Origin of the sequence: Bradyrhizobium sp. 35 (assembly GCF_023073215.1) — a bacterium.
GTDB classification, from domain to species: domain Bacteria; phylum Pseudomonadota; class Alphaproteobacteria; order Rhizobiales; family Xanthobacteraceae; genus Bradyrhizobium; species Bradyrhizobium canariense_D.
Map to the genome: position 1 here is coordinate 25,229 of NZ_JADPJC010000133.1, position 13,754 is coordinate 38,982.

Annotated in this window: 17 protein-coding genes; 6 read left to right on the plus strand and 11 right to left on the minus strand. The window is 63.8% G+C overall.

What is annotated here, in order from left to right:
• Nucleotides 1–4 precede the first annotated feature (4 nt).
• The 4 genes from hisA to hisB form a co-directional block, all read right to left on the minus strand.
• On the minus strand, nt 5–751 hold the full coding sequence (gene hisA, locus IVB36_RS27105; RefSeq protein WP_018459627.1) for a 1-(5-phosphoribosyl)-5-[(5-phosphoribosylamino)methylideneamino]imidazole-4-carboxamide isomerase: 747 nt from the start codon (nt 749–751) through the stop codon (nt 5–7).
• A complete protein-coding gene (hisH, locus tag IVB36_RS27110; protein WP_018459628.1) occupies nt 739–1,389 on the minus strand; it encodes an imidazole glycerol phosphate synthase subunit HisH in 651 nt (216 codons plus the stop codon). The genes hisA and hisH overlap by 13 nt, the downstream gene beginning before the upstream one ends.
• Nucleotides 1,386–1,916: a DUF2628 domain-containing protein gene (locus IVB36_RS27115; protein WP_018459629.1), complete on the minus strand. Its 531-nt coding sequence runs from the start codon at nt 1,914–1,916 to the stop codon at nt 1,386–1,388. Before IVB36_RS27115 ends, hisH begins: the two co-directional genes overlap by 4 nt.
• 66 nt (nt 1,917–1,982) lie before the next feature.
• Nucleotides 1,983–2,576: an imidazoleglycerol-phosphate dehydratase HisB gene (gene hisB, locus IVB36_RS27120; protein WP_007604059.1), complete on the minus strand. Its 594-nt coding sequence runs from the start codon at nt 2,574–2,576 to the stop codon at nt 1,983–1,985.
• 189 nt (nt 2,577–2,765) lie between these two features.
• Between hisB and hslV the strand changes: the two genes are divergently transcribed.
• Genes hslV through IVB36_RS27145 form a run of 5 tightly spaced genes read left to right on the plus strand, consistent with a single transcriptional unit; the run spans nt 2,766 to nt 6,940 of the window.
• A complete protein-coding gene (gene hslV / locus IVB36_RS27125) occupies nt 2,766–3,326 on the plus strand; it encodes an ATP-dependent protease subunit HslV (protein WP_018459630.1) in 561 nt (186 codons plus the stop codon).
• A gap of 3 nt (nt 3,327–3,329) precedes the next feature.
• A complete protein-coding gene (locus IVB36_RS27130; RefSeq protein ID WP_018459631.1) occupies nt 3,330–3,815 on the plus strand; it encodes a GNAT family N-acetyltransferase in 486 nt (161 codons plus the stop codon).
• The gene (locus IVB36_RS27135) at nt 3,812–4,429 is read left to right on the plus strand and encodes a DUF2585 domain-containing protein (RefSeq protein ID WP_018459632.1); all 618 of its coding nucleotides are present in this window, start codon (nt 3,812–3,814) and stop codon (nt 4,427–4,429) included. Before IVB36_RS27130 ends, IVB36_RS27135 begins: the two co-directional genes overlap by 4 nt.
• 53 nt (nt 4,430–4,482) lie before the next feature.
• Entirely contained in the window at nt 4,483–5,787 is a 1,305-nt protein-coding gene (hslU, locus tag IVB36_RS27140; RefSeq protein WP_018459633.1) for an ATP-dependent protease ATPase subunit HslU, read from the plus strand.
• 28 nt (nt 5,788–5,815) lie between these two features.
• Nucleotides 5,816–6,940 carry a hypothetical protein gene (locus IVB36_RS27145; RefSeq protein WP_018459634.1) on the plus strand — a complete coding sequence of 375 codons (1,125 nt, stop codon included), beginning with the start codon at nt 5,816–5,818 and terminating at the stop codon, nt 6,938–6,940.
• On the opposite strand, the gene IVB36_RS27150 is transcribed toward IVB36_RS27145, so the two are convergent.
• From IVB36_RS27150 to IVB36_RS27160, 3 genes are read right to left on the minus strand one after another with little or no spacing between them, the layout of a single operon-like run.
• The gene (locus tag IVB36_RS27150) at nt 6,937–7,527 is read right to left on the minus strand and encodes a Smr/MutS family protein (protein WP_018459635.1); all 591 of its coding nucleotides are present in this window, start codon (nt 7,525–7,527) and stop codon (nt 6,937–6,939) included. The two genes, IVB36_RS27145 and IVB36_RS27150, sit on opposite strands and share 4 nt — an antisense overlap.
• On the minus strand, nt 7,524–9,047 hold the full coding sequence (locus tag IVB36_RS27155; protein ID WP_018459636.1) for an MltA domain-containing protein: 1,524 nt from the start codon (nt 9,045–9,047) through the stop codon (nt 7,524–7,526). The genes IVB36_RS27150 and IVB36_RS27155 overlap by 4 nt, the downstream gene beginning before the upstream one ends.
• Nucleotides 9,025–9,720, minus strand: coding sequence for a Tim44/TimA family putative adaptor protein (locus IVB36_RS27160; RefSeq protein ID WP_007604067.1), 696 nt, complete (start codon nt 9,718–9,720; stop codon nt 9,025–9,027). Before IVB36_RS27160 ends, IVB36_RS27155 begins: the two co-directional genes overlap by 23 nt.
• 415 nt (nt 9,721–10,135) lie before the next feature.
• On the opposite strand from IVB36_RS27160, the gene secB reads away from it, so the two are divergent.
• Nucleotides 10,136–10,618 (plus strand): protein-export chaperone SecB, encoded by a 483-nt coding sequence (gene secB / locus IVB36_RS27165; RefSeq protein WP_007598595.1) that lies wholly within the window; start codon nt 10,136–10,138, stop codon nt 10,616–10,618.
• Here the strand turns inward: secB and dnaQ are convergent.
• Genes dnaQ through IVB36_RS27185 form a run of 4 tightly spaced genes read right to left on the minus strand, consistent with a single transcriptional unit; the run spans nt 10,615 to nt 13,449 of the window.
• Nucleotides 10,615–11,331 carry a DNA polymerase III subunit epsilon gene (dnaQ, locus tag IVB36_RS27170; RefSeq protein ID WP_018459637.1) on the minus strand — a complete coding sequence of 239 codons (717 nt, stop codon included), beginning with the start codon at nt 11,329–11,331 and terminating at the stop codon, nt 10,615–10,617. The genes secB and dnaQ overlap by 4 nt on opposite strands.
• Before the next feature lie 28 nt (nt 11,332–11,359).
• A complete protein-coding gene (gene coaE / locus IVB36_RS27175) occupies nt 11,360–11,959 on the minus strand; it encodes a dephospho-CoA kinase (protein ID WP_085349243.1) in 600 nt (199 codons plus the stop codon).
• Between the two features lie 23 nt (nt 11,960–11,982).
• Complete coding sequence (locus IVB36_RS27180; protein WP_247295824.1) at nt 11,983–12,591, minus strand: Maf family nucleotide pyrophosphatase; 609 nt, start codon at nt 12,589–12,591, stop codon at nt 11,983–11,985.
• Between the two features lie 18 nt (nt 12,592–12,609).
• The gene (locus IVB36_RS27185) at nt 12,610–13,449 is read right to left on the minus strand and encodes a pyruvate, water dikinase regulatory protein (RefSeq protein WP_018459640.1); all 840 of its coding nucleotides are present in this window, start codon (nt 13,447–13,449) and stop codon (nt 12,610–12,612) included.
• Nucleotides 13,450–13,754: the final 305 nt, after the last annotated feature.

Below are 13,754 nucleotides of genomic sequence, written 5' to 3' on the forward strand. Positions count from 1 at the left end.
TCTCCTAGGCAGCGCCTGCGTTACGGATCAGGGCGAGGGCGGACGCAGGATCGAGCCGGCCGTCATAGAGCGCGCGGCCGGCGATCGCGCCGGCGAGTTTTTTCGCGCGCGGCGTCAGCATCGCCTTGACGTCCTCGATCGAGGCGAGGCCGCCGGAGGCGATCACGGGAATCGAGATCGCATCCGCCAGCGCAATGGTCGCATCGAGATTCAAGCCTTTGAGCAGGCCGTCGCGCGCGATGTCGGTGAAGATGATGGCGGCAACGCCGGCATCCTCGAAACGCCGTGCGATCTCCAGCACCGTCACCTGCGAGGTCTCGGCCCAGCCTTCGACCGCGACCTTGCCGCCACGTGCATCGAGCCCGACCGCGACGCGGCCGGGGAATTTCCTGGCGGCAGCCTTCACCAATTCGGGGTCGCGCACCGCGGCGGTGCCGATGATGACGCGGGTGATGCCCTTTTCGAGCCAGGCTTCGACAGTCGCGAGATCGCGAATGCCGCCACCGAGCTGCACCGGAATCGTGATCGTCTTCAGCATCGCCTCGACGGCCTGCGCGTTCACAGGCTTCCCGGCAAACGCGCCGTCGAGGTCGACGACGTGGAGATACTCAAAGCCTTGCGCGACGAAGCTCGCCGCCTGCGCAGCGGGATTGAGGTTGAACACGGTCGCGCGCGCCATGTCGCCCTGTTCGAGGCGCACGCATTGGCCGTTCTTGAGGTCGATCGCGGGAAAGAGAATCACGGTTTCCATCGCAAAAAATTCGAGATCAGGGCGAGGCCGAAGCGCTGGCTCTTCTCGGGGTGAAACTGCGTCCCGATCGCGGTGTCCTTGCCGACGATCGCGGTGACGGGCCCGCCGTAATCGGCGCGCGCGAGCACGTCCGCCTCGTTGGTGGCGTTGAGGTGGTAGGAGTGCACGAAATAAGCGTGCTGGCCCTTGGGGCCGAGCGGCAGCCTGTCCAGCACCGGATGCTCGCGCAGCACATCGAGCGTATTCCATCCCATGTGCGGGATCTTCAGCCTCTCGTCGTTCGGCGTGATCTTCTCGACGTCGCCGCCGATCCAGTTCAGCCCTTGCGTGATCACATGCTCCTTGCCGCGGGTGGCGAACAGCTGCATGCCGACGCAGATGCCGAACATCGGCCGCGCCTTGACGCGCACCGCTTCGGTGATCGCCTCGACCATGCCGTTGACGGCATCGAGCCCGCGCCGGCAATCAGCGAAGGCACCGACGCCCGGCAGTACCAGACGGTCGGCGCTGTAGGCCTGGTCTGGATCGCTGGTGACGAACACCTTTTGCGGGTTGTCCATGCCGCGCGCGGCGCGCTCGAACGCCTTGGCGGCCGAATGCAGATTGCCGGAACCGTAATCGATGATGGCGACGCTCATCTTGACCCTCCCGGTTCTGGAAACAAACCAATGATGCCACCTGCCGGCATTGGCGGCGGGTTGGAGAATTGCTGACCCGGCACGTTGCGGGTCGGCGGCGGGCCACCGCGATCGACGGCCCATTGATCGTTGACGATGCCGCGCTGCTTCTGGCTCCAGCGCTCGAAGAAGCGGCGCTCGGCGGTGTCCTCGTCGTCGGAAATCACCACGTCGAGCTGTCGCCATTTACCGCGCGAGAGCGTCCAGCGGCGCAGGCTGGAGGCCTCGAATCCCATCAGCAGCGCGACGATGATGTCGGCGAAAAAGATCGACGAACGGCCGACACCGAGGCTGGACAGCCCGACGTTGAAGGCGGCAACGAAGATCACCCAGCCGATCAGCGCCAGCCACAGCCGATTCCACAGCAGCCAGAGCGGTCCGAAGATCATCGCCCAGAAATGGAAGCCGTCGCGCACGAAGACGAACTTGTCGGTCGCGCGCAGATCGGATCCTGCGGGGGAGGGAGCATGAACTGTGTAGACGGACATGGCGATGCCCCGTTCCCTAGGAATTCAGTGATACCGCAAACGGCGCGGGCCGCGGGCCGAAAGATGTCAGCCGCCGAGCGAGCCCTTGGTGGACGGGATTTCGCCCACCGCCTTCGGATCGATCGCGACGGCGGTGCGCAGCGCCCGTGCCAGACCCTTGAAGCAGGACTCGGCGATATGGTGGCTGTTATCGCCATATAGGGTCTCGACGTGAAGAGTCACGCCGGCGTTCATGGCGAAGGCCTGGAACCACTCGCGCACCAATTCGGTGTCGAACTCGCCGATCTTGTCGCGGGGGAAGTCGACCTTGAACACCAGGACCGGGCGGCCCGAGATGTCGATGACCACGCGTGACAGCGTCTCGTCCATGGGCATGTGCACGCCGGCATAGCGGGTGATGCCCGCCATGTTGCCGAGCGCCTGCTTGACGGCCTGGCCGAGCGCGATGCCGGTGTCTTCGGTGGTATGGTGATGATCGATGTGCAAATCGCCGACCGCCTTGACCGTGAGGTCAATGCGGGAATGGCGGGCGAGGAGATCGAGCATATGGTCGAAAAAGCCGATGCCGGTCGCGATATTGGACACGCCGGAGCCATCGAGGTTCACGGTGACCTCGATGTCGGTTTCCTTGGTCTTGCGCTTGATCGTCGCGGTGCGCATCAAAACACGCTTCCATCCTAGTTCGGGCCGAAAACGCCGGTCTTTTAACAGCCAAATGACGCCTTCGCTACTGCGGCAACGGCTGGCCGGGCCTCTACTTCTGCCTATGGTGAGCAAATTGGGCCCGGAGCGGCCCGTTGTGCCCCCGCTCCCGACCGCCTAAATCAGCCCGGTCAACGAGGATCATTCATGCAGGACTCCCCAAACAGCTCGCCGGGCTGGCACGGCACCACGATTTTGACGGTCCGCAAGGGCGGCAAGGTGGTGGTCGGCGGCGACGGCCAGGTCTCGATCGGCCAGACCGTGATCAAGCACAACGCCAGGAAGGTCCGGAAACTCGGCAAGGGCGACGTCATCGGCGGCTTTGCCGGCGCCACCGCCGACGCCTTCACGCTGTTCGAGCGTCTGGAAGCCAAACTCGAGCAATATCCGGGGCAATTGACCCGGGCCGCCGTCGAGCTCGCCAAGGACTGGCGCACCGACCGTTATTTGCGGCGGCTGGAGGCCATGATGATCGTCGCCGACAAGGACGTCTCCCTGGTGCTGACAGGCACCGGCGACGTGTTGGAGCCCGAAGCCGGCGTCATGGCGATCGGCTCCGGCGGGAATTACGCGCTGGCGGCCGCCCGCGCCCTACTCGACACCGACAAGGACGCCGAGACCATCGTCCGCCGCTCCCTCGACATCGCCGCCGATATCTGCGTCTACACCAACCGCAATGTGACCATCGAAGCGCTGTCGGCCGGGTAGGCCATGGCCCTCGCCTACACCTTCCGCCCGATGACCGCGGCCGTTCTGCCGCTGATTCGGCGATGGCTGGGCGAAGCGCATGTGCGGGAATGGTGGGGCGATCCGGACGAGCAGTTCGCGCTCGTGAGCGGCGATCTCGGCGAGCCGGCAATGGACCAGTTCATCGTGTTGGCCGAAGGCAAGCCGTTCGGCTATCTTCAATGCTACCGCCTGACCGCCTGGAATACGGGTGTTGGGCCGCAACCGGAGGCCACCCGTGGCATCGATCAGTTCATCGGCGAAAGCGACATGATCGCGCGCGGGCACGGTTCGGCATTCATCCGGCAATTCGCCGACGCGCAGTTGCGGCAGGGCCTGCCGCGCATCGTCACTGATCCTGATCCGCTCAACGCGCGCGCCGTGCGCGCCTATGAGAAGGCCGGCTTTGTCCGCGACCGCATGGTCGAGACGCCCGACGGGCCCGCACTCCTGATGGTGCGCGAGCCATGACGCTGGCAACCACGCATGAGAGCAAGGCCGCGTTTCCGCCGCTCGCCTGGGTCGGCATCGCGCTGCTGCTGCTGGCGATGCAGGCCTCGATCCTGCTTGCGATGGGCCGGGTGCCGATCTGCACCTGCGGCTATGTCAAGCTGTGGCATGGCGTGGTGAACAGCTCGGAGAATTCGCAGCACATCGCCGACTGGTACACCTTCTCGCACATCCTGCACGGCTTCCTGTTTTACGGGCTGACCTGGCTGCTGTTCGCGCGGCTGCCGTTCGTGTCTCTGTCCTGGCCCGCCCGCCTGATCATCGCCATTCTGATCGAAGGTGCCTGGGAGATCGTCGAGAACTCGCCCTTCATCATCGAACGCTACCGCGCCGGCACGATCTCGCTGGATTATTTCGGCGACAGCATCGTCAATTCGATCTCTGACAATTTGTCCATGATGCTGGGCTTCCTCGTAGCGCGCCTGCTGCCTGTATCAGTGACCATCCTGCTTGGGCTCGCCTTCGAAATCATGCTGGCGCTGCATATTCGCGACAATCTGACGCTCAATATCCTGATGCTGATCCATCCGATCGAGGCCGTGAAACTATGGCAATCGGGTCCGCCGATCATCTGACGGCCAAAAAAAGCGGCTTGTCCCGCCCCGCATCTGATCCTAGCTAAGGTCCCATGACAGACTTCTCCCCCCGCGAAATCGTTTCCGAACTCGACCGTTTCATCGTCGGCCAGGCCGATGCCAAGCGCGCCGTCTCGATCGCGCTGCGCAACCGCTGGCGGCGGCAGCAGCTCGAAGGCTCCTTGCGCGAAGAGGTGCTGCCGAAGAACATCCTGATGATCGGCCCGACCGGGGTCGGCAAGACCGAGATCGCGCGGCGGCTCGCCAAGCTTGCCAACGCGCCGTTCCTGAAGGTCGAGGCGACGAAATTCACCGAGGTCGGCTATGTCGGCCGCGACGTCGAGCAGATCGTGCGCGATCTCGTCGAGGTCGCGATTTCTCAGGTCCGCGAGCGCAAGCGCAAAGACGTGCAGGCACGTGCGCAGCTCGCCGCTGAGGAGCGCGTACTTGATGCCCTGGTCGGCGCCAATTCCAGCGCCGCGACGCGGGACTCCTTCCGCAAGAAGCTGCGCGCGGGCGAGCTCAACGACAAGGAAATCGAGATCGAGACGCAAGGCGGCGGCAGCGGCTTTCCGATGTTCGAGATCCCGGGCATGCCTGGCGCGCAGATGGGCGCGGTTTCGATCGGCGACATCTTCGGCAAGCTCGGCGGACGCAGCAAGACGCGGCGGCTGACGGTGGAGAGCTCGCACGAGATCCTCATCAACGAGGAATCCGACAAGCTGCTCGACAGCGATCAGTTGACGATGGAGGCGATCAGTGCGGTCGAGAACAACGGCATCGTGTTCCTGGACGAGATCGACAAGATCTGCGCCCGCGAAGGCCGCGCCGGCGGCGACGTCTCGCGCGAGGGCGTGCAGCGCGACCTGCTGCCGCTGATCGAGGGCACCACCGTCTCGACCAAGCACGGCGCGGTGAAGACCGACCACATCCTGTTCATTGCCTCAGGCGCCTTCCACGTCGCAAAACCGTCCGATTTGCTGCCGGAATTGCAGGGCCGCCTGCCGATCCGCGTCGAGCTGCAGGCGCTGACCCGTGACGACATGCGCCGCATCCTGACCGAGCCGGAGGCTTCGCTGATCAAGCAATATGTCGCGCTGATGCAGACCGAAGGCGTCACGCTCGACATCACCGACAACGCCATCGACGCGCTTGCGGACGTCGCGGTGGCCGTGAATTCCACCGTCGAGAACATCGGCGCGCGGCGGCTGCAGACCGTGATGGAGCGGGTGCTGGACGAGATCTCCTTCACCGCCCCAGATCGCAGCGGCGAGACCGTCAGGGTCGACGCCGATTTCGTGCAGAAGCACGTCGGCGACCTCGCCAAGAACGCGGATTTGAGCCGGTTCATTTTGTAATTCCGGACGGTCGCGCTATGGATGCGGCGTGACCGCACGCTTCCTGCAAAACCCCTGGCGCCTGCTGCTCGCGATCAACGCGGCAATCATCGTTGGCGTCTTCGTTCACAAGATCCAGCTGCCGCCTTACGTCCCCTACATCCACCTCCTCGTCGATTACCATTTTGGCTTCATCAAGCGCGCGCTGATCGGGACGATCGTCGCGCTGTTCACCGACAAGGTGCCGCTATGGCTGGTGTTCGCGCTCGGCGGCGCTACATGGCTGGTGACGCTCGGGCTGTACGCAAGACTATTCCAGACAACGTTCGGCTTCACCGCGAAGACATTGCCGACGTTCGTCTTCATCGCGGGCTCGCCGTTCTTCCTCAAGAACTTCATGCACACGCTCGGCCATTTCGACATCTATGGCTGCGCGCTGGCGATCGTCCTGCTGCTGGTGCCGGCCGGCTCGCTGCTGTTCGTGGCGCTGGCTGCGCTGTTCTCGATCGTTCTCGTCCTGATCCACCACATCCATCTCTTGATGTATGTGCCGACCATCATCACCATCGTCGTGATCAGGCATTATCTAGCGCATGGCTGCGATCGCACCAATGTCGCGTTCGGCATCATGGCCCTGCTGGCCGTCTCCGCGCTGTTCTTCGCCGCGCAGTTTTGGGGAACGATGCCGGTCCCGGAGGCGGATTTCGTCGCCGATCTGAAGAGCCGGATGGCCGATCCGTCGCGGACCGACCTGCTGCAGTTTGCCTACATCTGGTATCAGCCGTTGGCGAAGGAGATTTCCGACACCTGGGGCCGCCTGCCGCACAACATCCTCGGCGTGCCCGTGTTCGCGCTGCTGATCTGGCTGCACACACCGCTGTGGCGCTATTTTGCGAATTTGATCGGCGCGCTCGCAAGCGACACGCATCGCCGCCTCGTCATTGCGGCGCTGATCGGCGTCAGCCTCGCCTATGTCGTGATGTTCGCGATGGTATTCGACTATTCGCGCTGGATCTCGAACTGGGCAGTCTGCATGTTCCTGATCCTGCACGCGGTGAAGATGCTGCCCGCCGCACGCGAGACGCCGCTGATTTCGGCGGAAGATCAGACGACAAATATCTTCGGCCTGATTGTCACATTGATCCCGCGCGTCGGAATCGTGCGGCCGTTCTAATATCTCGCCCGCCTGATCCGCACGTAGAGCGCGCCCTCGCCGCCATGGCCGATACCGGCCTCTTCGAATCCGACGACGAAGGCCCGGAATTCCGGCAGGCTCAGCCATTCCGGCACCTGACGGCGCAGCACGCCGCTTTCGCCGCCGCTTCGGCCCTTGCCGGTGATGACCAGCACGAAGGTCAGGCCGTCATGATGGGCGCGGTGCAGGAAGCCGCTCAGCGCGCGGTGGGCACGCATCTGGGTCATGCCGTGCAGATCGAGCCGCGCCTCGATCTCGCTGCGCCCGCGCGACAGCTTTGTGCGCTCGCGCTTGCCGAGCGGCGCCAGCGGCGGCACCGCCGGCTTCGCTGCGCGCGGTGCCGGGGCAGCGGCAATCGGACGTGGCGACGGCGCAATCCGGGGGGCGGGCGCTGCAGGCGAAGACTCGGTGCGTGGTGCAGCTTGCGCCTTCGCCGCACGATGCTTTCTCAGCGGCTTGACCTGCTTTGCGACCGTATCCCACAGCGCGCGCTCTTCCTCACTCAGCGCGCGACGGCGCGGCGAGGGACGAGGCTCCAGCACGGGCGGACGGGACGATCGCTTCATTGTTGCCGATGGGAGCGATTTTTCACCGGCCGCCGCGGCTCCTGAACTGGCTCGATCACGGGACGCGGCACCGGCAGCGGGACTGGACCGGCGACAGCGACCGTCTCGCTCTTGCTTTGCAGCTCGGCAGGCGGCTTGTCCTTCGCAGGCTCCGTTTGCGGAAACAGCTTTGCGATCTTCTCCGAGGGCCGCGGGTCCGGCACCGGGAGCCGCGCGCCGCGCGTTGTGGGATCGAGGCTCTTCGGCACCAGCATCACGAAATGCATGGCATGGCGCAGCCGTCCGGAGACCCGGCCGGCATCCTGACCCGCGCCGAAATAGAGATCGGCGCGCGCCGGACCGATGATGGCCGAGCCCGTGTCCTGCGCGATCATCAAGCGATGGAACGGCGTCTTCGCGCGTTCGGAATCGATCGGCAGCTCGCCTTCGATGAAAAACGGGGTGCCGTAGACGTGGAGCGATTTGTCGACCGCGATCGAGCGGCCGGCCGTCAACGGAATGCCTTGCGCGCCGACCGCCTCCTCCTTGTCGGATAGATTGACCTCGCGAAAGAAGATGTAGGAGCGGTTCTGGCGGCGCAGCTCCTTGGCACCGTCAGGGGTCTGCGCCATCCACTCCCTGATCTTCTGCATCGACATCTCTTCCTTTGGAATGATGCCGCGCTCGATCAGGATGCGACCGACCGCCGTATAGGGATAGCCGTTATAGGCGTCGTAGTTGAGCCGGACCGTGCCGCCGTCGTCGAACTTGATCCGCGCCGAACCCTGGATCTGGGCGAACAGCAGATCGGTCGGGTCCTTCAGCCAGGCAATCTCGAGTCCGCGGCCGGCGATCTTGCCGTCCTCGATCTCGGCGCGGTCGTAATAAGGCACGAGCTTGCGGCGGCCGATCTTGCGATAGACCGGGCCCTTGTTGGGCAGGCTGACCGAATCCTGCTTGTAACCGCGCACAAAGAGATTCGAGGGGCGGCGATAGACCGGGACATTGTAGACGTCGGTCTGCGTGCGCGATCCCTCCAGCACCGGTTCGTAATAGCCGGTGACGAAACCATCGGGCTCGCCGAGGCGCGAGATCCGCAGCGGCGCAAAATTCTCCTCGAAGAAGGTTTTGGCCCGAGCGTCGTCGGTAAGCTCGAGCGATTTGGCGACCCGGCAGGGTTCGCCCAGCGAGGCGCCCAAAGCCTTCGGTTCGGGAGCGCCGGTCTGCGCGTTGATCGGACGGCAGCTCGCGCGAAAGGTCTTGTAGGCGGCGAGATGATTGTCGTCGCCCCAGCCCTTCACGTCGGCCCAGGCCAGCGGCAGATATTGGGCGCCGGGAATTTCGAGCGGCAGGGGAAGCTGCGGATATGGCAAGGCGCGCGGCGGCGCGGCAGGCAATTCCGGGAGATGATGGTGATGGCTGCGATAGTGGCGCCGCGCCGCCTCAGCGCCGAGTGAAAACGACGACAGCGCGACGGCACCTGCGCAAAGCGCCGTCGCGCTGGTCTTCAGGAAAACCTTAATTCGCGCTTCCGGTGCCAACCAGCTTCCAGTTCGGATCGCGAGAAGTGATGTCGCGGGCGAAAGTCCAGATGTCGGTGATGTCGGCGACCGTGTCGGCGCTTCCGTCGACGATGTTGCCGGCCTTGTCCCGGGTGGCCGAGATCATCTGCGAGACGAAGCGGATCGTGAGCTGGGCGGTGCGGTCGCGCAGTTCGGCGCCGACGAGCTCGGCCTTGTCGATCGAGACAAAACGCGTCTCGGTCTTCTGCTCGTTCTTCTCGCGCTCCTTGATCGCGGCATCGAAGCTTTCATAGACCTCCGACGACAGCAGGTCGCGCAGCGCGCGGCGGTCGCCATTGGCAAAGGCCAGCACGATCATCTCATAGGCGCCGCGGGCGCCGGAGATGAAATGCCGCGGATCGAAGGTGGAATCCTTTTCGACGATGGCGTCGAGACCCTGGGCGAGCACGGTGCCCGGCTCGGTCAGGCCCTTCCAACGGTCGGAGGGCGGGGTCGGCTCGGCCGTCGGCGCCAAGGGAGCCTGGTCGATGACCTTGCCCGGCATGGTGACGACGTTCTTGTCCTGGGCGCCCTGGAGCGCGTTGCGGTCGAACGGCGGCCGCTCGTTGCCCGTGCGCTGCCCCAGCACGCTGCGCAGCCTCAGAAAGATGAAGACCGCCAGCGCCAGGAAGATGATGGTGTAGATGTCCACGTCGTATTCGCTTTCTGGTCGTCTGTAGAAGGGGCCGTCTCGAAAGGATCGTGCCGGGAAAATCGATCCGGCCAGTAGACCGTTCCATACCGGAACGGCAAGTCTACATCACCATTTTGGGTCCGCGCGTCAGGTCCGTGGGATGTAGGCACGAAATCTTGCCCGGCCAATGGCGCCTTTTGGCACAGCACCGAGTGTAGCGCGTTTTATGCTTAAGGGGAAACCCGATCCTGCCCGGAAATCGCGCATCTTCAATCGTTTAAGGCGCAGTTGCGCTGGATCGCCGGGGTGAACGCCACAGTTGTGGGCGTGGCCGGAATTCCCCATCCGGGACCGTTCGTCCTTGTGGAACGAGGTAGCCCTATGTTAGCCAACCGCCGCGAAATTCAGCCCAATCGGGTAAGGAGACACTCTTATGACCAACGGTAACGGCACCCCTCCCGAGGCGGCCCAGGCTCCCCAGCTCAACGTCCTGGCGCAATATACCAAGGACCTCTCGTTCGAAAATCCGAATGCGCCCAGCTCGCTCCAGCAGCAGAGCCAGCCGCCCCAGATCAACATCCAGATCAATGTCAGCGCCAACAATCTCAGCGAACAGGAGTTCGAGGTGACGCTGTCGGTCGAGGGCAAGGCCGAGACCGCCGGCAAGATCATGTTCTCGTTCGAGCTCGCTTATGCCGGCGTCTTCCGCATCTCCAACGTGCCGAAGGACAATTTGCATCCGCTGGTCATGATCGAATGCCCGCGCCTGCTGTTCCCGTTTGCCCGTGAGATCATCGCCACTGCCGTGCGCGACGGCGGGTTCCCGCCTTTGATGCTGGATCCGGTCGACTTCGTCGGCCTCTATCGCCAGAACATGGAGCGGCAAATGGCCGCTCAGCCGAGCGGCCAGGCTTAACCAGCCAAAGGGGCGGCTGGAGCGGGCAAGAACTCGTTCCAGATCGCCTTGTCGCCGAGCGTTGCGATGAAGGCCCGGTGGGCCTCGCGCTCGGCGTCCGAAATGCGCGGGGTGAGCGGCGCCGGCCGTTGCCGCCGAGGCGCATCGGCAGCCCCATTGGCGCGAGTCTCTTCGGATTCCGAAGCAAGCAGCAGCTGCGACTGCCGCGCCCCGACCAGATCCACATAGACTTCCGCAAGCAGCTCGGCGTCGAGCAATGCGCCGTGCTTGGTGCGGCGTGAATTGTCGATCGCATAGCGTGAGCAGAGATCGTCGAGCCGGTTCGACACGCCGGGATGCTTGCGCCGAGCCAGCAGCAGCGTATCGACCAGCCGCTCGCGCGGGATCGCCGGGCGCTTGATCCGGTCGAGCTCGGCATTGATGAAGCTGATGTCGAACGAGGCATTGTGGATCACCAGCGGCGCGTCGCCGATGAACTCCAGAAAATCGTCGACGACCTCGTGAAACAGCTGCTTCGTCGCCAGGAATTCGGCCGACAGCCCGTGCACCGCAAAGGCTTCTGCCGGCATGTCCCTTTCGGGATTGATGTAGACGTGGAAACTCTGCCCCGTCGGCATGCGATTGAGCATCTCGACGCAGCCGATTTCGACCAGGCGATCTCCCCGCAACGGGTCAAGGCCGGTGGTTTCTGTGTCGAGAACGATTTCGCGCATGATCTGGGAAGCCGTGTCAGGCGGCGAATCAGGCGCGCCGCTGCGGCATCTTAACGACGTCGGCGAGGATGTGCGCGATTTGGGCGCGCACCGGTTCGAGTCCGTGGGATGTATCCACCACGAAATCGGCACGCCTGCGCTTTTCCGCATCGGGTGTCTGCTTGGCGATGATGGCGTCGAGCTTGGCCTCGTCCATCGTGCCGCGCGCCAGCACCCGCTCGCGCTGCAGTTCCGGAGACGTGGTGACGACGACTACGGCATCGACCCGCGTCTCGCCACCCGTCTCGAACAGCAGCGGTATGTCCAGCACCACGACCGGCGCGTTGGCGGCTTCGGCGTCGGCGAAGAACTTTTTCCGGGAAGCGCCGAGCATCGGATGGACGATCTGCTCGAGCTGCTTGATGGCCGCAGGATCGTGCACCACACGCGCCGAGAGTTTTGGCCGATCAACCTTGCCGTTCGCGGTAGTGCCGGGGAAGGCGGCCTCGATCGCGGGTGCGGCCTCGCCCTCATAGAGCTGATGGACGGCCGCATCGGCATCGTAGACAGGCACGCCAGCCTCCGCGAACAATTTCGCGGTGGTGGATTTGCCCATCCCGATCGAGCCGGTCAGTCCCAGGATCCGCATCAGCGCCCAACCATATCTGCCAGTCACACCGCAACTAGCCGCTCGCGCCGCAGGAACGCAAGCAGCGGCAGCAGCGGCAAGCCGAGAATGGTGAAGTGGTCGCCCTCGATACGCTCGAACAAATGGATCCCCAGGCTTTCGAGCTGATAGCCGCCGACGCTGGTGCTGACGGCGCCGCCGGCGATGTCGAGATAGGCCGAAAGCTCGGCCTCGGTCATCTGCCGCATCGTGAGGCAGGCAACCGAGACGTCCTCGAAGATGATCTCGCCATCGCGTGCGATCGCCACGGCGGAATTCAGCTCATGGCTATGGCCGGAGAGATCGCGCAGCTGCGCCAGCGCCTGGGCGCGGCCCGCTGGCTTGTTGAAGAGGCGATCGCCAAGCGCCAGCGTTTGATCAGCACCAATGACGGTGCTTCCAACGTGATGGGCCGAGACTGCCTTGGCTTTTTCGCGCGCCAGCAGCAGGGCAATCTCGCGCGGACCAGAAAGCCCGGAGGCGGCCTGGATGCCGCGCTCGTCGATATCAGCCGTGATCGCCTTGAACTCGAGCCCGGCATTCGCCAGGAGCATCTTTCTCGCGCTGCTCTGCGAGGCCAGGATCAACGAAGATTTGCCGAGCCAGAGACCCATCGCGAAACTATCCCAAAGCTATTCAGAAGGCCGGTTACGCTGACGATCGCTGTAAAGTTTCATGATCGCCGCGGCGGTTTCCTCGATCGAGCGCCGCGTGACGTCGAGCAGCGGCCAATCGTGCTTGGCGCTCAGCTTGCGGGCAAATGCGACCTCCTCGGCGACCGATTGCTTGTCGGTATAAGTGTCGCTGCTGGAATCGGCCCCCATGGAGAGCAGGCGGTTCGTGCGCACCTGGATCAATCGTTCCGGCGTCGCATGCAAGCTCACCACCAGCGGTCGCGTCAACGTCTCCAGTTGCGAGGGCACCGGAATGCCTGGAACCAGCGGCACGTTGGCAGTGCGGATGCCTCGGTTGGCAAGGTAGATCGACGTCGGGGTCTTGGAGGTGCGGGAAACGCCGACGAGCACCACGTCCGCGTCGTCGAGCCCTTCGACATGCTGGCCGTCATCGTGGATCATCGTGTAGTTCAACGCGTCGATACGCTTGAAGTATTCGGCATTGAGCACGTGCTGGGCGCCGACCCGGCCGGTCGTGGCAGCTCCGAGATAGGCCTCGAACAACTGCATCACCGGCCCGATGATCGACAGGCTCGGAACATTGATCCCCTTGCACTTATCCTCGAGCCTCGAAACCAGATCCTTCTCGAGCAGCGTGAACAGCACGATTCCCGGCGCTTCCTCGATCTCGTCGAGCACGCGATCGAGCTGTTTCTGGCTGCGCACCAGCGGATAGACGTGCTCGACCGGGGTCACGTTGGCGTACTGGGCGGCAACGGCGCGCGCGACCGTGATCAGCGTCTCACCGGTGGAGTCGGAGACGAGGTGCAGATGGAAATAATTGTTCGAAGTCGGCACAAAAGCCCTTTGTATGGAGTCGGTGTGGTTTGTGGATTTCTGTGGAGCTTAACCTCCCGGAAAGGGATGTGCGACACCGGGGGCGGGACAACGGCGGATTTTCTTCACACCGCTGCCCCTGAGAACAACTTCGACGCCCTCCCGAAAGGGAAACGGGATTGCGTCGATAACCCTCTTGATAAGCTGCCGACAGAAACGCGCAAGCCTTTGAAGCTGACCGACTTATCGAAAGCGGCCGGAGCTGTCAGAGGATATGTTGATGGATGTGAACAAGCGCGTGTGAACGGGCGGACGGAGATGTGTGA